Genomic DNA, 21,452 nt, shown 5'->3' with positions numbered 1-21,452 from the left:
CGAACTGCTTTATCCGAGAGGAGTTCTCATGTCTGCCGAAAACATTGCGATTGCTCGCCGGTGGTTTGAAGAAGTTTGGAACCAACGGCGGGCGGAGACGATCGACGAATTGGTGACTCCCGACAGCTTGTGCTACACCGACAACGGTGTGATTCGGGGCGCGGACGAATTTCGCCAGCAGATGTACGAGCCGTTTCTCGCGGCGTTTCCTGAAATCGTCATTCAAGTCGAAGATGCGATCGGCCAGGGCGATCACGTGGTGGTCCGCTGGACGGCAGCGGCCAAACACGCCGGCGCTGGCCTCGGCTTCGCCAGCACGGGCCGCGACGTGCAGTTTCGCGGCTTAACCTGGGTGCAAATCCGCGACGGCAAATTCGGCGTCGGCTGGCAGAGTTCGAATATTCCGGAAGTGGTTCGCGGACTTTCGCTGCCGCAGGAGTGAGGAAGGGAGACGAGGGATGAGAGGCGGGAGAAGAACAACGAGGCAGCGGCGAAGCCGCTTGAACTCCCTCGCCCCGCTGCGGGGAGAGGGCTGGGGTGAGGGGTCGAGCAGCGAGTGTACTCGAAGTCTTGTTAGCTCGCCGCCGAGGAATTTGCGTCCGATCTTCTCGAGCAGTAGTTTAGGTGAAACCAATCACCGGAACCAACTGCCATGACAACGCTCAGTGCTCCTCGCCGTTCGTACTTGAGCTTTTCTTTTCGTACATTGCTGATCGCCATGACCCTGGCCTGTTTCGGTGCGGCATATTACCTCCATTGGCAGCAGCAGGAACGGCGAGCCGTCATTGCGCTGCGGTCCATGATGATCGACAGCCATTACGATCATGAGCATGCGGCGCTGCCGACAATGGAACTCGCCCACAGCAAAGGCCCGTTCGCATCATTGTTTCGGAAACGCACGCCAACCGAGCCCGATGCACCAAAGATCTTACGGCAAGTACTGGGTGACGATTACTTTCAATCGGTTACCGCCGTCAGCATCGTCACCAACGATGTCAACGAAATCAAAGCGGCCCTGCCGCATTTGAAACGGTTGCGAAATCTTCGCGAAGTTCTACTGCACTCCCCGTCGTGCATCATGGGTTCGACTTATGGTCAAGCCGAAGCCCTGCTGCTGAAAGAATTGCCGCAGGTGAAAGTCACCAGCTTTGGCAGTCTGCCAATCGTCGGCTAATCCTGCCGACGATGACGACTTACTTCGCCAACCCCAGCGACAACCCCGGCGCTGGCAGGCTGCTGTTGCCCATCAAAAACTCATCGATCGCGCGAGCAGCACCACGGCCTTCGTTGATGGCCCAAACGACTAGCGATTGGCCGCGGCGGCAGTCGCCGGCGGCGAAGACCTTTGGCACGCTTGTCGTGAACCGGCCGTGGGCCGCTTTGTAGTTGCTGCGCGGATCGTACTCGAGGCCGAGCATTTCCGTGGCGTATTGCTCGGGGCCTTTGAAACCCATCGCGAGCAGCACGAGGTCGGCTTCCCAGAACTTATCGGTGCCGACGAGTTCTTTCAGCTTCCACTGGCCGTCGATTTTGTTCCATTCGACTTGCACGGTGCGAATGCCAGCCACGCGGCCGTTTTCGTCGCCGACGAATTCCTTGCTCATCACGCAGTAGGTGCGCGGGTCGGCGCCGAACTTGGCGGCGACTTCTTGATGGCCGTAGTCAGTGCGATAAATCCGCGGCCATTGCGGCCAGGGATTGTCGGCGGCGCGTTCTTGCGGCGGCTGCGGCAGGAGTTCGAAATTCACCAGGCTCGCGCAGCCGTGACGCATGCTCGTGCCGATGCAGTCGGTGCCAGTATCGCCACCACCGATGACGATGACACGTTTGCCTTTCGCCGAAATGTATTGGCCGTCTTCGAGCTTGCTGTCGAGCAAGCTCTTCGTGTTCGCTTTGAGGAACTCCATCGCGAAGTAAATGCCGTCGAGACCACGGCCGTTGATCGGCAGATCGTTGGGCTTCGTCGCGCCGGTCGCGAGGCACACCGCGTCGAAGTCGGCAACAAGTTGCTTGGGATCGACGAAGTTTTCTGAATCCTTGTTGCCGACGTCTTGATTGGTGAGGAAGGTGATTCCCTCGTCGCGCAGCAACTGCACGCGGCGTTCGACCACGCCCTTGTCGAGCTTCATGTTCGGAATGCCGTACATCAGCAAACCGCCGATGCGATCGGCTCGCTCATACACGGTGACCAGATGGCCCGCTTTGTTCAGCTGAGCCGCCGCGGCAAGCCCTGCCGGACCACTGCCAATCACGGCGACCTTCTTGCCGGTGCGGCTCGGCGGTGGTTCGGGCTTCACCCAACCTTCGGCAAAGCCGCGATCGATGATCGCGTTTTCGATGTTCTTGATCGTGACGGCCGGATCGGTGATGCCGAGGACGCACGCTCCTTCGCACGGAGCGGGACAAGCGCGCCCCGTGAACTCCGGAAAGTTGTTGGTCTTGTGCAGGCGATCAAGCGCTTCGCGCCAGCGGCCGCGATAGACCAAGTCATTCCACTCGGGAATGAGATTGTCGATCGGACAACCATTGTCGCTCTGGCAGAACGGCACGCCGCAATCCATGCAGCGGGCGCCTTGCGTCTTCAGGTGATCTTCTGGCGGCTGCGTGAAGATCTCGCCGTAGTCCGCGAGCCGTCCCATCGGATCGCGATACGGGACGGCTTTGCGAGGATACTCTTTAAAACCAGTTGGCTTACCCATGATCAAAACTGTCGGCAGGAGCCGTTATCAAAAGGAACTTTGCGTGTGCGTGAATGAACGAACTAGCGGCCGCCGGCGACACCATGGACGCCTGCTTCGGCTTCTTCATCGTGGCGGGCCCGTTCCCGCAGCACGCGCTTGTAATCGGTCGGCATCACCTTGACGAACTGCGCGGTGCTTTCCGGCCAGGACGCGAGAATCTTCTCGGCGACCGTCGAGCCGGTGTACTTGAAGTGCAGCTCCAGCAGGTTCAGCAGCTCGGCGAGATCTTCCGGCGTTTCCACCGATTCGAGTTCGACGATGCCCATGTTGCAGCGAGTGCTGAAATCAAGTTTGCCGGCGGGATTCCAGATGTAAGCAATGCCGCCGCTCATGCCGGCTGCAAAGTTGCGGCCGGTAGGACCGAGGATTACCACACGACCACCCGTCATGTATTCGCAACCGTGATCGCCACAGCCTTCGATGACCGCTTGAGCGCCGCTGTTCCGCACGCCGAAGCGTTCGGCAGCGCGACCGCGGAAGAAAGCCTGGCCACTCGTGGCGCCATACAGCAGCACGTTGCCCGCGACAATATTCTGCTCGGGTGCGAACGAACTGTTCTTCGGCGGATAGACGGCGATGCGTCCGCCGCTGAGACCCTTGCCGACGTAATCGTTGGCGTCGCCTTCGAGTTCGAGGAACACACCCTTGGCCAGAAACGCGCCGAAGCTTTGACCAGCCGAGCCGGTGAACTTCACGTGAATCGTGGCATCGGGCAACAGGTCATCGCCCCAGCGTTTGGCAATCTCATGGCTGAGCGTGGTGCCGACCGTGCGGTTGGTGTTGATGACCTTGGTTTCGAACTTGATCTTCTCGCGGCGGTCGATGGCGCGGCGGGCTTTGCGGATCAGTTCGTTGTCGAGCGACAGATCGAGTTGATGATCCTGCTTCCGCGTGCAATAAACTTCCACATCGGGATGCGGCTTGGGCGCGGGCGTGAGGAGCGGCGTGAGGTCGATCCCCTTCGCCTTCCAGTGCGAGATCGCGGCGTCGATTTCGAGCAGATCGACTCGGCCGATCAGTTCGTTGAACGTGCGAATGCCCAGCGACGCCATGATCTGGCGAGCTTCCTCGGCGACCATGAACAAGTAATTGATCACGTGCTCTGGCTTACCGGTGAACTTCTGCCGCAGGACGGGATCCTGCGTCGCAATGCCGACCGGGCAAGTATTGAGATGACACTTCCGCATCATGATGCAACCGAGCGTGACGAGGGGCGCGGTCGAGAAACCAATTTCCTCGGCGCCAAGCATCGCCGCGATGACCACATCGCGGCCTGTCTTGATCTGACCGTCGGTTTGCAGCACCACGCGACTGCGCAGGTCGTTCATCACCAGCGTTTGGTGCGTTTCGGCAATGCCGAGTTCCCACGGCAGACCGGCATGCTTGATGCTCGTGAGCGGCGAAGCACCTGTGCCACCCGTATCGCCAGCAATCAGGATGTGATCGGCGTGCGCTTTCGCTACGCCCGAAGCAATCGTACCGACGCCCACTTCGCTCACCAGTTTCACGCTGATGCGAGCGGCGGGGTTCGAGTTCTTCAGGTCGTAGATCAACTGTGACAGATCTTCGATCGAATAGATGTCGTGGTGCGGCGGCGGGCTGATGAGACCGACACCCGGCGTCGAATAGCGGATGCGGGCGATGTTTTCATCGACCTTGTGCCCCGGCAATTCACCACCTTCGCCCGGCTTCGCGCCTTGGGCCATCTTGATCTGCAATTCGTCAGCATTCGTCAAATAGTTGATCGTCACGCCGAAGCGGCCCGAGGCAACTTGCTTGATCGCCGAACGCTTTGAATCGCCATTGGCCATCGGCAGGAAGCGTTCCGGGTCTTCGCCACCTTCGCCGGTGTTGCTCTTACCGCCGATGCGGTTCATGGCGATGGCGAGGGACTCGTGCGACTCGGCACTGATGCTGCCAAAGCTCATCGCACCAGTGCAGAACCGCTTGACGATCTTCGCGGCAGGTTCGACCTGCGTGATCGGAATCGCCTTACTGGTAGCTTCCTTGAATTTCAGCAAACCACGCAGCGCACTCTTGCGAGTTGCATCTTCGTTGGTGTGCTTGCTGAACTTCCAATAAGCGTCCGAGCTGTTTTCGCGAGCAGCAGCCTGCAGATCGGCAATCGATTGCGGATCCCACATGTGGCGTTCGCCATCGGCCCGCCAGTGGTATTCGCCGAAGTTCGGCAGCACCGGCAGCCGTTGCTGATCGCGGCTGGGATAACCAATCTCGTGACGACGAATCGCTTCTTGCGCGAGGACTTCAAAGCCCACGCCCTTGATACGACTGGCCGTGCCGGCCAAGCAGCGATCGATGATTTCGCTATCGAGACCCACGGCTTCGAAAATCTGCGCGCCTTTGTACGACTGCAGCGTCGAGATGCCCATCTTCGACATGACCTTGAGCATGCCCTTGGCGACCGACTTCTGATAAAAGCCGACGATCTTTTCATCGGTGTATTCAGCCGGCAGCAAGCCATCGCGCTGAGCGCTCCAGAGCGCTTCGAAGGCGAGGTAAGGATTGATGCCGTCGGCGCCGTAGCCGACGAGCAGGCAGTGGTGATGCACTTCGCGAGCCTCGCCCGTTTCGATGATCAGACCGATCTGCGTCCGCTTCTGAGCGCGAATCAAGTGATGATGCACCGCGCCGCAAGCGAGCAGCGAGCTCAGCGGCACGCGTTCGGGCCCGGCAGCACGATCGGAAAGCACGACCAGCGAATAGCCGTCGGTAATCGCTTGTTCGGCTTCGACACAAATGCGATCGAGCGCCGGCTGCAAACCCGCCGTGCCGTCCTGGCGATCCCAAGTGATGTCGATCGTCTTCGTCTTCCAGCCGCGATGATCGAGGTGCTTGATCGCCGCGAGTTCTTCATTGGTGAGAATCGGATGCGGCAGCATCAGGCGATGACACTGCTCTTCTTTCGTGGCGAGCAGATTCTTTTCAGGGCCGACGTAGCACTCGAGCGACATGATCACTTCTTCGCGGATCGAATCGATCGGCGGATTGGTGACCTGGGCAAAGAGCTGCTTGAAATAGTCGTAGATAATGCGAGGCTGATCGCTGAGGACCGCCAGCGCGGCATCGTTCCCCATCGAGCCGAGGGGATCGCGCTTTTCGGCGACGAGCGGCAGAAGCATGAACTGCATCGTCTCGACCGAATATCCGAACGATTGCATCCGCTTCTCGAGCGTCTCTGGATCAAAACCGTGAGCGTTCTCGCTCTTCGGCAGTTCCTTAAGCTCGATCCGCTGATTACGGAGCCATTCGGCGTAAGGCCGTTCGCTGGCGATGGAGTTCTTCAACTCATCGTCGGGAATAATGCGACCTTGTTCGAAGTCGACAAGGAACATGCGGCCCGGTTGCAAGCGGCCCTTTTCCTTGACGAGCTTGGGATCGACGGGAATCACGCCCACTTCGCTGGCCATGATCACGCGATCGTCAGTCGTGTAGTAATAACGACTCGGGCGGAGACCGTTGCGGTCGAGCGTCGCGCCGATGTAGCGACCGTCGGTGAAGACCACCGAGGCGGGGCCATCCCACGGTTCCATCAAACAGCTGTGGTATTCGTAGAAGGCCCGCTTGTTTTCCGGCATCGTATCGTGGTTTTGCCACGCTTCCGGAATCATCATCATGACGGCTTCGGGCAAGCTGCGGCCGGCCATCAGCAGCAGTTCGAGCACGTTGTCAAAAATACCTGAGTCGCTCGTCGACAGATCGGTGATCGGCAGCAGCTTCTTCAGGTCTTCGCCGAAGAGTTCGCTCTCGAGCTGCCCCTGGCGAGCAGCCATCCAGTTCACATTGCCGCGGAGCGTGTTGATTTCGCCGTTGTGCGACATAAACCGCATCGGCTGAGCGCGCTCCCACGAGGGGAACGTGTTGGTGCTGAACCGCGAGTGGACCATGGCCAGGTGGCTGGTGTATTCGGGGTTGAGCAAGTCGGGGTAATACAGCGGCACTTGCGGCGCGGTGAGCTGACCCTTGTAGATGAGAATTCGCGACGAAAAGCTCGTCACGTAATACATATGCCGTTGCGTGAGCGTTTCCTTGCGGAGCGCATGGAAAGCTTGTTTGCGGATCAAGTACAACTGCCGGCAGAATGTGGTGCGATCGCAATCGGGAGCAGCCGTGACGAACAGCTGTTCGATGGCGGGCTCACCCTTCATCGCGGTCGGACCGACGTCGGCCAGCGTGGGATTTGTCGGCACGACGCGCCAACCAACGACGTTCTGGCCCTGTCGCTTGACGTACTTCTCCAGCGTCCGCTTGCAGATATCGCGTTCGGTTGGATCCTTCGGCAGGAAGACCATCGCGATGGCGTACTGTCCCATTTCGGGCAGCGTGGCCATGAAGAGCTTTTGCGATTCGGCGCGCATGAACTCGTCGGGAATCGCCGTGAGAATGCCCGCGCCGTCGCCGGTGTTCGGTTCGCAGCCGCAGGCGCCGCGGTGATCCATGTTCTTCAGCGCTTCGAGCGCGTCGCGGACGATGGCATGGCTCCGCTCGCCCTTGAGATGCGCGATGAAGCCCACGCCGCAGCTGTCCTTCTCGAACGCCGGGTCGTACAAACCTTGCTTCTTCGGCAGGCCGTTCTCAAACTCAATTCCAACAAACTCAGTCGTCATCACCACACCTGCAATCCGCAGAGGAGCGTCGCGACGATGAATTTTGGTTACTTCGTCGCGGCACCGAATTACGAAACTTTCGGTCGCGCCGTGACTGCCAGCGAGGCAGCCTCGTCGCGTGCCGACAAATCATCAGCCGTGACGTCCGTGTCTTCCGTTGCGTCGCCAACTCCATCGGCAGCGTCGAGATCGATCCCTTCGAGGTCCGCGCCGGTAATTTCCAGCGAGTCAGCCGCGAGCACGATGCTCGCCGGATTATTGAGTAGCAGCCGCATGAACCGCTGGGCCGTTTGCCCCAGTTCCTTGCCGCGGCGCTGAATAATGCCGATCGGGCGTTTCAAGTCGGTTCCCGTCAGCGGTCGCGCTACCAGCGTGCCGAAGGTAATTTCGCGATCAACGGTCGGTTCGGGGAGCAAGCTCACACCGGCGTTGATCTCCACCGCCCGCTTGATGGTCTCGGTATTGTCGAACTCCATCGCCACGTGCGGTTCGACACCGGCAGCCGTAAAAGCTCGGTCGATATCGGCCCGAATCTCGAGTTCCGAATCAAACCCAACCATCTCGACATTTTGCAAATCGGCCAGCGAGACCTTTTCTTTGGCGGCCAGCGGGTGATCGGGGGCACAGACCAGCACCATCGGCTCTTCCCGCCAAAGGGTGGCTTTGATGGCGCGGGTCGACTTGGGAAAGCTCACGAGGCCGAAGTCAACGAGGTCGGTTTCGACCAATTCATATACCCGGTCAGGATGCTGATACTGCACCCGAACGTTGGCCTTGGGGTGGAGCTTCAAAAAGCTCTGCACAAAGCGGTTCATGTGCGACAAGCCGATCGAATAGATCGAGGCCACGCTCACCCGACCGGCGACTTCGGCCGACAAGGTTTTGACTTGTTCTTCGAGGGCGAAATACTGCTGCACCATCTTGCGGCAGCCATCGTAATAGATTTCGCCTTCAGGAGTTAAGACGAACGGCCGGCGGGTGCGGTCGAGCAGCTTAACGCCCAGTTCTTCCTCCAGCGTATTCACCACCTGACTGGCGCCAGACTGGCTAATGCCGTTCTCGGCCGCGGCGCGAGAAAAGCTGCGCCGGCCGACAATATCGCAGAACAATTTCAGCGATTTGAGTTGCATGAGCGGGAGGGAGAGGAGAATCGGAGTCGAACAGGAATCAGCCCGGCCGAATCAGTCGGGGCGATAATGAGGCCACGATGTATCAGCTAAGGATATGACAGAGTATTCCGACAAAGGTTCGGCGTCAATTACCATTTCGGAAATTTGCGCGTGGTACTATTAGGGAAACTGCTTTTGTGATTGTGGTGATAGCGTTGCAACGAGCTCCCTTGAGACTTTAGTCGGCACATAGAACAACGGTGGATAAGCCACCACTGACACGGCTCGGACCAGCTTTTACTCAGCCAAGCGAAAGCCCAGAACCCGGTGTACTTCGGCCCGAGAAGTGAGGCCGGCAGCTAGCAGATCGGCCGCTCGCTTCCGCAGCGGCACCATTCCCGCAGCCTCTACAATCGTTTGCAGCTCCGCTGCATCGGCATGCCGGAGAACTGCCGTGGCGATTTCGTTAGACAGCGGTGGCAACAGTTCCGCCGTGGCGATCCGGCCGCGATAACCACTCTGCAGACAGTCGCTGCAACCGCGCGGTTCACTTTGGCCGGCGGCACATGAGCACAAACGACGTAACAGCCGTTGCTGCAGCAACAAAGCCAGGCCGCTGCGCAGTAGATACGGCTCGATGCCCATCTCGGCGAGTCGCGAAATCGCTTCGCAGGCGCTGCCAGCATGAAATGTCGAGATCACCAATTGCCCTGTCAGCGCCGCTTGAAAAACAGCCGCCGCGGTCGGTTGATCGCGAATCTCGCCGAGCAACACGACCTCCGGATCTTGTCGCAACAACGAACGTAACCCGCCGGCCAGATCAAAGCCCGCCGCTGGATTCACCTGCGACTGCGAGACACCGGCGATGGCGACCTCGATGGGATCTTCGAGCGAAACAATACTCCGCGCGCCTTTGGTCGATCGCACTACATGCCGCAAACAGGCGTAAGCAGTCGTCGTCTTCCCACCGCCGGCTGGGCCTGTAATTAATAGTGCACCGCTCGTGCGTGCGAGCGCCTTCTCAAGTGCGCCGGCAACTTCATCTGGCAGTCCCAGATCTGCTAGCTGTAACAATTCCTGCGGCGCGACAAACAAACGAATCACAACGCGTTCGCCGTGCAGCGAAGGAAAGGTGCTGACGCGCATCTCCGTGCCGGCGCTCTCGGCGGGAATCCGGCCTTCCTGCGGAATATCGGTTCGATACGTCAGCAGCCGTGCTAGCACTTTCAACCGCGCTGCCACATCGGTTGCTTCACCGCGAGGAAACTCGCCGACGCCTTGCAACACGCCATCGAGCCGCCAGCGGATTTCGAGGCCGGTGGCCGTCGGCTGCAAGTGAACATCGCTGGCCTTTACGTCGTGGGCCGCGGCGAGTAACAGTTCGACAAACCGCGTGGCGTAGTTCACCTCGCGCGGATTGAGTTGCTGCAGTTCCGTCGCAATCGATGCTGGCATGACAGCAGCTTTCGGTAGGTTTGTCGATAAATTCTGCGCAACCGGCAAATCTTCTCAACTCTCGCCAGCCAACGGTCGAAAATCGCATGCGAGGCACTGCGCATTTTAGTTGGTGGGCCGCGCGAAGTACCGCTCGACCCACCCTACGAGCTCATTTTCAGAAACATCATGTCCACCGATTCCTCACTTCCGCAATCCCCGCAGCCAGCTTCCAACGGTGGTTGGTCGACGGCCATGGGCGATGCACTTGCCGATTGGGGCGGCGTGGTGGTCGATGGCGTGAGCACGATCGGCGACATCACGATCTTTGCCTTCCGCACATTGGCTTGGCTGTTCATGCGAGCGCCGAAGTGGGAAACGCTGCTGCCGACGTTTTATCAGGTGGGCGTGCTTAGCCTCCCCGTGATCGCCCTCACCGGCACGTTCATCGGCATGGTTCTGTCGATGCAGAGCTACTTCCTGTTTAAAGACCTCAACCTCGAGTCGTATCTCGGCGCGGTGATCAACAAGACGCTGCTCCGCGAACTCGGTCCGGTGCTCGCCGCGACGATGCTCGCTGGTCGCGTTGGTTGCGCCATGTCGGCCGAGCTCGGCACGATGCGCGTTACCGAGCAGATCGACGCGCTCGAAGGGATGGGGGCCGATCCGATTCATTATCTGGTGGTGCCGCGATTTCTTGCCTGCATCTTCCTGATTCCCACACTCACGATCATGGCCGATTACATGGGCGTGGTCGGCGGTTACTTTCATGCGGTGGTCGTGCTCGATGTCGACAAGCATTACTTCTGGTATCACAGCGAACGCTTTGTGAATACGTTCGATCTCTTCTCGGGCGTGCTGAAGAGTTTCTTCTTCGGCGCGGCGATTGCAATCATCAGTTGCCATCGCGGCTTCAACTGCACACCTGGCGCTGAAGGCGTCGGTCGAGCCGCGACGGCGTCGTTCGTGTTGTCGTTCGTGATGATCCTGATCATCGACCTGGTTCTCGGCCAGGCTTTGTATTCGGTTTATTACCGCATGTACCCCGAAGCGGAGAGCTTGTTCTAATGGCCATGCCCGCGTCGAACTTGCCGAACGTTCTCGAGATCCGCAAGCTGCACGTGCAGTTCGGATCCCAGACGGTGCTGCGCAATCTCGACTTCACCGTGCCGAAGGGGCAAACCCTGGCGATCATCGGTGAAAGCGGCTGCGGCAAGACAGTGATGCTCAAGACGCTACTCGGACTCGTGAAGCCCGCGCAAGGCGAAGTGCTGTTTGATGGCAAGAACTTGTCGAAGCTCAACGATCGTGATCTGGTCGAGCAGCGAATCCGCTTCGGTTATTTGTTTCAAAACGCAGCGCTCTTCGACAGCATGACGATCGGCCAGAACGTGGCCTTTCCGCTACGACAACATCGCAAGCTGCCGGAGCTCGAACTCAAACGAGTGGTACTCGATCGCCTCGCCGAAGTCGGTTTGCCCGACTCGGTGGTGGTGAAAAAACCGGCCGAGCTCTCGGGTGGTATGCGGAAGCGCGTCGGCATGGCCCGCGCTCTGATTTTGAATCCCGAGATGATGCTCTACGACGAGCCGACAACCGGGCTCGATCCAATCATGAGCGACGTCATCAATGAATTGATGATGCGCACGCGGCGGCAACACCAGGTAACGAGCCTGGTCGTGACGCACGACATGCGTACCGCTCGCAAGGTTGCCGATCGCGTGATCATGCTTTATCCGCTGGCCCGCCTCGGCGCCGGCGAATCGCAAATCATTTTCGACGGCCCGCCGAGCGAACTCGAAAATTTCCCCGATCGCCGCGTCCGCCAATTCGTCCGCGGCGAAGCCGGACAACGACTAATGGAACTCCGCGAAGCCCGCGGAGTGGCGAATGAAGACCTTTAGAAATGCAGAATGTAGAACGCAGAATGCAGAATGCAGAATGAAACATGGCTGAGTTGTCTTTCATTCTGCACTCTTCGTCCCGCATTTTCCCCTAGTCTCTAACCTCTAATCCCTTCAGCCCTGCCTGCTTCCCATGGACGAACGTACCCTCCGTCTCCGCGTTGGCGTCGTGGTTTTGGCCGCGATCCTGGTCACCGGCATCCTTGTGATGCTGATGGGTGACATGCCGTTGCCCGGACGATCGAGCAAAGTGATTTACGTTTTGTTCCCCGAAGCGCCTGGCGTTTCGGTCGGCACTCCCGTGCGCAAAAGTGGCATCACGATCGGCCGCGTGTCGCGCGTCGAATTGATGAAACCAACCGGCGTGCGGATCACCACCGATATCGATCCGCAGTTCACGCTGCTCGATAGTGAATATTGCCGCGTGAATAATGCCTCGCTGCTCGGCGATGCGCTGCTGGAGTTTGTTCCCGGTCTCGATTCGCGCAATGCCAAGCCGCTCGAACATGGCGCCGAAATTCAAAACGGCGTCGTCGCCGGAAATCCGATCAGCGCCTTCAGCAACCTGGAGCCGGATATCCGGGCCGTGCTCGCTCAAATGAACGAAGCGGCCAAGCAGTTCCAAATTACTGCGCAAACGCTGAATAACGTCGTCGCTAACAACGACGATCAGGTGCCGCGGATCATGCAGAAGTCGGAGCAAGCCCTCGACCAGTTCAACATGACCATGAAGTCGATGAACGACTTGCTGGGCGATCCAGAGCTGCGCGTCGGCCTCAAGAAAACACTCCGCGACGTGCCAGCTCTCTTTGCCGAAGCTCGCAGCACCTTGCAACAGGCTAACGAGAGTTTCGCCGGCATGAAGGTCGTCACCGACCGGGCCTCGAAGAATCTCGAAAACCTCGAAAACTTCACTCGCCCCCTCGGCGAGCGCGGCGAAGCCCTGGTGAACAACCTCGACGGCAGCCTCGCGAATGTGAATGCGTTGCTCGAACAACTCGTCGAGTTCACCGACAACCTCAACAGCAAGCAAGGCACACTCGGCCGGCTGATGAACGACGAAGAGCTCTATCAAAAGCTCAATCGCTCGCTGACGAACATCGAAGAGATTACGTTCAGCGTGAAGCCGATCCTGGCGGACTTCAAAGTCGTCTCGGACAAGCTCGCTCGCGATCCGCGGCAGCTCGGTCTGAAGGGTGCGCTCGACGGACGTCCTCTCGGCGTAGGCGCCAAGCAAGTCGGCTACGGCGGCGAATCGTTCATCCACGGTAACGGATACGAATACAACGAAGACGTCTATTGCCCGCCGTCGCAAGTGAATCAGTCGCGAGCCGCGATGCCGATTTTGAAACGATAAGCTGAATCGGCATGAACCGTGTGTGCCACTGGCTCCTTAGCCAGTGCCGATCAGCTTGAGCAGGTGGGTGAGCAGCTCAAAGCAAACGTCTCGACTTTTGGCACGACGTGACGTCATCAACCATTGGCTGTTACCAAAACAACCATCTGGCCGCCGCTCAACCTATTGCCAGAAGGTCCAATTTCACTGTCGAACAGCGATATCGCCCTCACTCGCCAATCCACACTGGCTCTGGCCAGTGGCACACTACTCGCTAGCAGCCGAAATGCGATGCCCGCGAAAAGATTGGCGTTGACCCTTTTCCTGGCGACTCCTACTATCTTCGCGCGGGCGGATTTCCGCGCGTGTTGTCACGATTGGCTGGACTTTGCTGATCGTGCCAACCGAATGGAAGAAATGGACGAGGTGTCAGTCAAGGATGACGGCCCGTTCACTTCAATTTACTAACAGACAACCCGGATCAGTGCGGACCGGGCCGCTTGCGGGCTGAGAAAGGATTCTCCTGCCATGCGCAGAACACGTTTTTCCAGTTTGAAGATCGCCACCTGCCTGGCTATTGGTCTGGTTGCTTCGAGCACTGGCTGCAAAATGGGCGGCTGGGGTGGTAGCTGGAACCCAAGCGCTTACGTCTGGAATCCGATGAAGATGTGGAAGAGCGATGCTCCTCCGCCCGCTTCGTCGCTTGCAGCGACGAGCAAGCCGAGCACGCAAGTCCCCACGCCGTCGCCAGCCGGCAGCGTGGCCACGCGCACCAGCACGCCTGCTGCAACCAACAGCTGGGCCACGAGCCCACCGCCAACGTACACCGCTGGCGCTTATGGCGGCGCTACTGCTCAACCGAGCGCCACGGCCAGCTATCCGAGCACGGCCGCTGCCAACGGCTATCCGACGCAACCCGCCACGAGCTACGGTTCGCCGAATCAACCTGGCGCTGTCGCTCCGGCCGCTGGTTACGGCGCCGGCGCTTACGGCATGGCTTCGCCAGCCGGTGGTACGGGATCGTATCAGCCGACCTACACCGCTTCGGCACAGCCTGGCTACCAACAGCCGAGCCCGTATCAAGCTCAACAAACGCAACAAGCTCCGGCTGGTTACCAAGGCTACCAGGGTTATCAGCAACCGGCCGCGGCTGCTCAACCCAGCTACGCTCAGCCGCAGCAATATGGCCAACCGGCTGATCAGGGCTACAACACGCAGTACAACAATCCAGCCGGCGGCTATCAAACACCGTCGTACAATCCGCCAGCCGGCGGCCAAACCACCACCGGTGGTTACATCCAAGGTGGCTACGGCGCTGGTGCGAGCACGCAAGCTCCTGCCGCTGCAAGTGGCTATGCTTCGGCCACGGCCAACAACGGTTATGACGCAGCTCCCGCTGCCGCCACTGGTGCCCCGACAGCTGACTATGCCACGGCCTATCAAACTCCCGCTCCTGCCGCCAACAACGGCATGGAAGTCTCGGGCGTGACGACCGGCGCTCCTGCCGTTCCGGCCTCGCTGAACGCTGCTGGCGGTTATCGCCCCGGCAGCACCGGCCGTGACACGGGCGTCGCCAACGCTGGTTACAGCCAACCCAGCACGGGTTACAGCAGCGGTGCCACGACCTACCGCTAAGCTCGCCTGCTGAGAAACTCAAATCAACGTACCGGCCGGAGTTCATTCTCCGGCCGGTTTTTTGTTGCGCTGAGGGCAATTTCAGCGAGCGCTCCCCTTACTTTGTGCAGAGCGCTTTGCGAAAGTAATGCCATGAACCCAGTCGTCACCATTGCGAAAAAACGCGACGGCCGTGAACTCTCGCGGGCCGAAATCGCTGACTTCATCGGCGGCTTTGCCACCGAGAAAATTCCTGACTATCAGATGGCCGCGCTGGCGATGGCCATCTACTTGCGCGGCATGACTACGGCAGAAACAGCTGCCCTGACCGACGAGATGCTCGGCAGCGGCCGCGTGTTGCAGTGGCAAGACGACGGCCGGCCGGTCGTCGACAAGCACAGCACCGGCGGCGTGGGCGACAAAACGTCCCTCATTCTCGCGCCGCTGCTGGCCTGCTGCGAACTGCGCGTGCCGATGCTTTCGGGCCGTGGCCTCGGCGCAACTGGCGGCACGCTCGACAAGCTCGAAGCCATTCCCGGTTATCGCACCAATCTCGACACCGACGAAATCGGCACGCTCGTCAACAGCATCGGCTGCGTCATCACCGGCGCGAGCCAGGAACTGGCCCCCGCCGATCGCAAGCTCTACGCGCTGCGCGACGTCACCGCCACGGTACCGAGCATTCCATTGATCACCGCGAGCATCATGAGTAAGAAGCTCGCCGAAGGTTTGAACTCGCTCGTACTCGATGTGAAGTGGGGAAGCGGCGCGTTCATGAAATCGGCCGCCGATGCGAGGGCTCTCGCCAATTCACTCGTCAGCACCGGCGAGCGCATGAATGTCAAAACAGTGGCCCACGTCACTGACATGAATCAGCCTCTCGGTCGCATGTGCGGTAATGCACTCGAAGTGAACGAGTCGCTCGATTGCCTCGTCGGCAAAGGCCCCGCCGATTTGTGGGAAGTCACCGAACTCCTCGCCGTGGAACTGCTGCTGCTCACTCAGCGAGCGCCTGATGCTGCCGCGGCCAAAGAGATTTTGAAGGGACACATCACCAGCGGCCGAGCACTCGCCAAGTTCGCCGAAATGGTCGCCGCTCAAGGAGGCGATCTCGATGCCCCTCGACCTCTGGCGCCAACTGCCGAGGTTCTCAGCGAGCGCGTCGGCAAGATCCGATCGATCGATACCGAGCAACTCGGCCTGGCCATCATCGAACTGAAAGGTGGCCGCAAGGTTCTCAGCGACAAGGTCGATTTCTCAACCGGCTTGGAAATGCTCGTCCGCCTCGGCGAGCGCGTGGAACGAGGTCAGCCGCTCGTGAAACTTTTCGCTCATCCGCAGCAGCGCGAAGTTGCCGAGCGGCTGATTCGCGAAGCCATCGCGGTGGCCGAAGAATAGGCCTCCGATTCTTGGCGGGATTTCAGCCATTCGGCTGGCGTTTGATTGTGGCGGCTGGTGGGTGTATCTAAACTGACGGTTTACCCGCCAGTGCTTTCCAGCAGCCGCTAGGAATCTCGCCGTGCAGCTCTCCCACCGATTCGTGTTCGTTGCCTGTCTGCTTTGGCCCGCGCTCGCTGCCGCAGCGCCCGGCAAGGTTAGTTTTCAACGCGACATCAAACCGCTCCTCACGCATCGTTGCTTCACCTGCCACGGCCCCGATGAAGCCGAGCGAAAGGCCGACTTGCGACTCGACCTGCGCGACGAAGCACTCAAAGGCGCGATCAAGCCCGGCGATGCGAAAGGAAGTGGTCTGTACGAACGAATCACCTCGACCGACCCCGAACAGGTCATGCCGCCGCCGGCTGGCAAGAAGCCCTCGATCAAGCCGGAAGAAGCCGAACTCATCCGCCGCTGGATCGATGAAGGCGCGCAGTACGACGCGCACTGGGCATACGTGCCACCTGCTCGTCCGGCGTCTCCCGCGATCAAAAACGCCGCCTGGGCTCGCGGTGAAATCGATCGCTGGATTCTCGCCGCGCAAGAGCAACGCGGCTTGAGCCCTTCGGCCGATGCCGACAAGCGAACACTCCTTCGCCGCCTCAGTTTCGATCTCACCGGTCTGCCAGCCACGCCCGAGGAACTTGATGCGTTCGTGAAAGACACTTCGCCGCAAGCGTATGAAAAAGTCGTCGATCGCCTGCTGGCCTCCGAGCACTTCGGCGAACGGATGGCCCTCTATTGGCTCGACGTAGTTCGCTTTGCCGATACGGCTGGCTATCACAGCGATAATCATCGCGACCTGGCGCCGTATCGTGATTACGTCATTCGTGCGTTCAACACGAACAAGCCCTTCGATCAATTCACGCGTGAACAACTGGCGGGCGATCTGCTGCCAGGTGCGACAAACGAACAGCGAATCGCCTCGGGCTACAACCGTTTGTTGCAAACAACCGAGGAAGGTGGCGCCCAAGCCAAAGAGTACACGGCGAAGTACGTCGCCGACCGGGTTCGCAATACATCGGCCATCTGGATGGCCAGCACGATGGGCTGCTGCGAATGCCACAACCACAAGTTCGATCCGTTCACCGCAAAAGATTTTTACAGCCTCGGCGCATTCTTCGCCGATGTGAGCGAAACCGCCGTCGGCCGCCAGGCACAAACGAAAGTGCCCACGCCTGCCCAGGAACAACAAGCAAAATCGCTCGAAGAACAATTGGCCGCCACCCGAGCGAAATACAACGTGACGACGTCGGAGCTGACGGCAGCGCTCGCGAAGTGGGAGCAAACGGCGAGCGAGTCGCTCCGCGAATCGGGCAACACCTGGGTCGCCGTAAATCCCGAGAAAGCAGAATCCTCCGGCGGTGCGAAGCTGACGCAGAAGGACGATCTGTCCCTCATCAGCACCGGCAAGAATCCCGCCAAGGATAATTACACACTGACGATCACCAGCAGCCTGCCGCAGATCACGGCGATTCGTCTCGAAGCGCTCACCGACGATTCGTTCCCCAACAAAAGCCTCTCGCGCGCGAATGGCAACTTTGTACTCTCTGAGTTCGAGGTCGAAAAAGTCGCTGCCGACGGCAAAGCGGAGAAGCTAGAGCTCTCGGCTGCGGATGCAGACTTCTCGCAGGAAGGCTTTCCCGTCGCGAACGCCATCGACGGCAACGCAGCCACCGGTTGGGCCGGCAACGGCCACCAAGAAGCCAAGTCGCGCATGGCGGCCTTCACATTCGCGATGCCCGTGAAGCTTGCCGCTGATGAACGGCTGCAAGTAAAGCTGATCCACCAATCGCAATACGCCCAGCACAACATCGGCCGGCTGCGATTGTCGTTGACGAGCGCAGAAAAACCGACGCTCAGCGGCAGTAGCCTGCCTGCCGAAGTTGCCACGATTCTGCTGACCGAAGCTGACGAGCGTTCGCCCCAGCAAAAGGAAAATCTGTTCGCGCACTTCCGCAGCATCGCGCCAGAGCTGAAGGTCGAACGCGATTTGGTTGCCCGCCTCGAGGCCGATCAGAAGTCGCTGAACGACAGCTTTCCTTCGACACTCGTTTCGATGTCGACCGCGCCGCGGATGGTCCGCATCCTGCCGCGCGGCAATTGGCTCGACGATTCTGGCGAAGCGATGCAGCCCGCCGTGCCGTCGTTTCTGAACAAGAATCCCACCAAACCCGAGCAGCGGCAGACTCGCCTTGATCTGGCCAATTGGCTTCTTGCGAAAGATCATCCCCTCACGTCGCGGGTGTTCGTCAATCGAGTCTGGAAGCTGTACTTCGGCCGCGGTTTGTGCCGATCGCTTGAAGACTTCGGCATGCAGGGGGAATATCCGACGCATCCCGAGTTGCTCGATTGGTTGGCTGCGGATTTCATCGACAACGGCTGGGACGTGAAGCAGCTGATCAAGCAAATGGTGATGTCGCACACCTATCAGCAAACATCGCAGGTCAGTGCCGAACTGAAAGAAAAAGACTCGACCAACACTTACTTCACCCGGCAGAATCGTTGGCGCATCGAAGCCGAACTCGTGCGCGACAACGCACTCGCAGTGAGCGGTCTGCTGATGAAGAAAATCGGCGGCGCAAGCGTCAAGCCGTACCAACCGGCCGGCTATTGGCAGTATCTCAACTTCCCCAAACGCGAATGGCAAAACGACAAGGGTGACGAACAATACCGCCGCGGTTTATATACCTACTGGCAGCGGACATTCATTCACCCGAGCCTCGCGGCCTTTGATGCGCCGAGTCGCGAAGAATGCACCGTCCAGCGCCCCGTAAGCAACACGCCGCAACAGGCGCTCGTATTGCTCAACGACCCAACTTACGTCGAAGCAGCCCGCGCGCTCGCAGGGCGTATCGTTTCCTCAGGCGGCGGCGATCTAACCACTCGCTTGCATTTCGCGTATCAACAGGTCGTTCTTCGTGACCCCACGGCCGCTGAGCAAAAGCTGCTCGAATCGCTCTACGAAAAACATCTGGCTCAGTACAAGTCCGACGCTGCTGCCGCCGTTCAGATTCAGACGGTCGGCGACCTCAAGCCGGCTGCGAATCAAGATGCTGCCGAACTAGCCGCTTGGACAAGCGTGGCGCGGGTGCTGCTCAATCTGCATGAGACGATTGTGCGGGAGTAGAATGATGGCGGTGCGGCTTAAGTAGCTGGAGGCAATTCATGATCACACGCTCGACAGAAACGGAACTACTCCGGCTCTCGCCAGCCGCAGCTGGCGTGATGCTCACGATCGAAGAATTCGATGCCATTGAAGAGTTCGAAGAAGGTTACCGTTACGAGCTAATTCGCGGAGTCGTCGTTGTGACCCCACCTGCCTCTGATGCGGAAATGGATCCCAACGGCGAATTGGAATTTTTGCTCCGTTTCTATAAATACCAACATCCAAACGGACACCACTTGGACGGCACGCAGATGGAACGCGAAGTTCGCACGCACGTCGGTCTGCGGCGAGTAGATCGGGCAATCTGGTGCGGACTAGGCAGGTCTCCTGATAGCCGGGTCGATTTGCCAACGATCATCGTTGAATTTGTATCGCCCGGCCGTCGTGCTTTTACACGTGACTATCAAGACAAGCGCAAAGAGTACCTGGAACTTGGCTGCCAGGAATATTGGATTATCGATCGCTTCCGACGTTGCCTGACTATCTACTGCCCCGACAAAGAACCAGTTGTTATTGAAGAGAAGCAAACCTACGAAACTAAATTGCTGCCAGGGTTTCAATTGCCTCTCGCTCGCCTTCTGAAACTCGCAGATCTGCATCCGGACGATCTCATTTGAAGTAGCAGGTTGCTCGATGAATCATTTATCCAAAGCATTCGCTTCCACGGTCTCCCGGCGCACGTTCCTCGGTCGCGGCGCTTGTGGCATTGGTTACGCTGCGCTCGCGACGTTGTTGAATCCGAGCGCGCGAAAGGCTTCTGCTGCCGAGGCCGATCCGCTGGCAACACTCGGCGAGCTCAAGCGGTTGCATCATGCGCCGAAGGCGAAGCGCGTGATCTTCTTGACGATGGCCGGTGGGCCGTCGCACTTGGAGACGTTCGACTACAAGCCCGAGCTCGCCAAGATGCATGGCGAGCCGATGCCGGAGTCGTTTACTAAGGGGCAGCCGATCGCGCAGCTCCAGGGGCAAAAGCTCAATTGCTTTGGGCCGCAGCACGAGTTCAAGCAGTTCGGCCAAAGTGGTCAGCGGATCAGCGAGATCTTTCCAAAGATCGGCGAAATCGCCGATGACATTTGCATCGTCAATTCGCTCCGCACGCAGGCCATCAATCACGATCCGGCCCACACGTTTTTCAACACCGGCACGACCATCAGCGGCCGCCCCGCGATGGGTTCGTGGCTGACGTATGGTCTCGGCCAAGTGACGCAGAACCTGCCGGGCTTCGTGGTTCTCACTTCCACCGGTAAGTTTGGCCAGGCACAGCCGATCGCGTCGCGGCAGTGGCACAGCGGATTTTTGCCGAGCCGTTTTCAGGGAGTCGAACTCCGCAGCAAGGGCGATCCGGTGCTGTATGTGAATCGCCCGAGCGGCGTGTCGGCTGGTCAGCAGCAGGACGTCGTCGAAGCGGCTGCGCAGCTCAATCAGTTGCACAACCAAGCCGTTGACGATCCGGAAATCGCGACCCGCATCGCGCAGTACGAACTAGCGTTCAAGATGCAGAGCAGCGTGCCCGAGCTAATGGATGTCAGCGACGAACCAGCCGCCGTGCTCGAAGCCTACGGCACGAAGGGTGGCGACGGCACGTTCGCGGCCAACTGCCTGCTCGCCCGCCGGCTGGCCGAGCGGGGCGTGCGGTTCATTCAGCTTTATCATCGCGACTGGGATCATCACGGCGGCGTGAAAGATCAGATCGCCGGCACGGCGAAAGAAGTCGACGGCCCTTGCGCCGCGCTCATCAACGACCTGAAGCAGCGCGACATGCTCAAGGACACGCTCATCGTCTGGACCGGCGAGTTCGGTCGCACGCCGATGGCGCAGGGCAACGGCCGCGATCATCACATCAAAGGCTTTTCGATGTGGCTTTGCGGCGGCGGCATCAAGGGCGGCCTGACCTACGGCAAGACCGACGAGCTCGGCTACAACGCCGTCGAAAACATCGTCGAAGTGCATGACCTGCACGCCACGCTGCTCCACTTGCTGGGCGTCGATCACGAACGCCTGACCTATCTCTACCAAGGCCGCGACTTCCGCCTAACCGACGTGCACGGGCACGTGGTGAAGGACATCCTGGCGTAGCGTTGCC

The 21,452-nt window shown here is 59.4% G+C and carries 15 protein-coding genes; 11 read left to right on the top strand and 4 right to left on the bottom strand.

From position 1 onward, the window contains the following. Positions 1–28 precede the first annotated feature (28 nt). Together M9Q49_RS34935 and M9Q49_RS34930 are read left to right on the top strand one after the other, a co-directional pair. Complete coding sequence (locus M9Q49_RS34935; protein WP_254513978.1) at positions 29–442, top strand: ester cyclase; 414 nt, start codon at positions 29–31, stop codon at positions 440–442. 210 nt (positions 443–652) lie between these two features. Then, positions 653–1,174, top strand: a complete 522-nt coding sequence (locus M9Q49_RS34930; RefSeq protein WP_254513976.1) for a hypothetical protein — start codon at positions 653–655, stop codon at positions 1,172–1,174. Between the two features lie 19 nt (positions 1,175–1,193). Here the strand turns inward: M9Q49_RS34930 and M9Q49_RS34925 are convergent, their stop codons facing one another. From M9Q49_RS34925 to M9Q49_RS34910, 4 genes are all read right to left on the bottom strand, one after another. After that, positions 1,194–2,699: a glutamate synthase subunit beta gene (locus tag M9Q49_RS34925; RefSeq protein WP_254513975.1), complete on the bottom strand. Its 1,506-nt coding sequence runs from the start codon at positions 2,697–2,699 to the stop codon at positions 1,194–1,196. Positions 2,700–2,761: 62 nt separating this feature from the next. After that, on the bottom strand, positions 2,762–7,366 hold the full coding sequence (gene gltB / locus M9Q49_RS34920; protein ID WP_254513974.1) for a glutamate synthase large subunit: 4,605 nt from the start codon (positions 7,364–7,366) through the stop codon (positions 2,762–2,764). 68 nt (positions 7,367–7,434) lie between these two features. Then, positions 7,435–8,496: a LysR family transcriptional regulator gene (locus tag M9Q49_RS34915; RefSeq protein ID WP_254513973.1), complete on the bottom strand. Its 1,062-nt coding sequence runs from the start codon at positions 8,494–8,496 to the stop codon at positions 7,435–7,437. A 276-nt stretch (positions 8,497–8,772) separates the two neighbouring features. Then, positions 8,773–9,930: a GspE/PulE family protein gene (locus M9Q49_RS34910; RefSeq protein ID WP_254513972.1), complete on the bottom strand. Its 1,158-nt coding sequence runs from the start codon at positions 9,928–9,930 to the stop codon at positions 8,773–8,775. 168 nt (positions 9,931–10,098) lie between these two features. Here M9Q49_RS34910 and M9Q49_RS34905 point away from each other — a divergent pair, with 168 nt between their 5' ends. From M9Q49_RS34905 to M9Q49_RS34865, 9 genes are all read left to right on the top strand, one after another. Then, the gene (locus M9Q49_RS34905; protein ID WP_390845644.1) at positions 10,099–10,977 is read left to right on the top strand and encodes an MlaE family ABC transporter permease; all 879 of its coding nucleotides are present in this window, start codon (positions 10,099–10,101) and stop codon (positions 10,975–10,977) included. After that, on the top strand, positions 10,977–11,813 hold the full coding sequence (locus M9Q49_RS34900; RefSeq protein WP_254513971.1) for an ABC transporter ATP-binding protein: 837 nt from the start codon (positions 10,977–10,979) through the stop codon (positions 11,811–11,813). Before M9Q49_RS34905 ends, M9Q49_RS34900 begins: the two co-directional genes overlap by 1 nt. A gap of 133 nt (positions 11,814–11,946) precedes the next feature. Further along, complete coding sequence (locus M9Q49_RS34895) at positions 11,947–13,170, top strand: MlaD family protein (RefSeq protein ID WP_254513970.1); 1,224 nt, start codon at positions 11,947–11,949, stop codon at positions 13,168–13,170. A gap of 123 nt (positions 13,171–13,293) precedes the next feature. Then, the gene (locus M9Q49_RS34890) at positions 13,294–13,617 is read left to right on the top strand and encodes a hypothetical protein (RefSeq protein WP_254513968.1); all 324 of its coding nucleotides are present in this window, start codon (positions 13,294–13,296) and stop codon (positions 13,615–13,617) included. A 60-nt stretch (positions 13,618–13,677) separates the two neighbouring features. Then, on the top strand, positions 13,678–14,784 hold the full coding sequence (locus M9Q49_RS34885) for a hypothetical protein (protein ID WP_254513966.1): 1,107 nt from the start codon (positions 13,678–13,680) through the stop codon (positions 14,782–14,784). Positions 14,785–14,916: 132 nt separating this feature from the next. After that, positions 14,917–16,161 (top strand): thymidine phosphorylase, encoded by a 1,245-nt coding sequence (locus tag M9Q49_RS34880; protein WP_254513965.1) that lies wholly within the window; start codon positions 14,917–14,919, stop codon positions 16,159–16,161. Positions 16,162–16,282: 121 nt separating this feature from the next. Beyond that, entirely contained in the window at positions 16,283–19,330 is a 3,048-nt protein-coding gene (locus M9Q49_RS34875; protein ID WP_254513964.1) for a PSD1 and planctomycete cytochrome C domain-containing protein, read from the top strand. Positions 19,331–19,428: 98 nt separating this feature from the next. Next, the gene (locus M9Q49_RS34870) at positions 19,429–19,986 is read left to right on the top strand and encodes a Uma2 family endonuclease (RefSeq protein ID WP_254513963.1); all 558 of its coding nucleotides are present in this window, start codon (positions 19,429–19,431) and stop codon (positions 19,984–19,986) included. Between the two features lie 16 nt (positions 19,987–20,002). After that, positions 20,003–21,445, top strand: a complete 1,443-nt coding sequence (locus tag M9Q49_RS34865) for a DUF1501 domain-containing protein (RefSeq protein ID WP_254513962.1) — start codon at positions 20,003–20,005, stop codon at positions 21,443–21,445. Positions 21,446–21,452 lie beyond the last annotated feature (7 nt).

The sequence above is a fragment of the Anatilimnocola floriformis genome, assembly GCF_024256385.1.
Classification (GTDB): domain Bacteria; phylum Planctomycetota; class Planctomycetia; order Pirellulales; family Pirellulaceae; genus Anatilimnocola; species Anatilimnocola floriformis.
The sequence above is the reverse complement of the archived record's forward strand: the minus strand, read 5'-3'. Positions and strand labels throughout refer to the sequence as shown.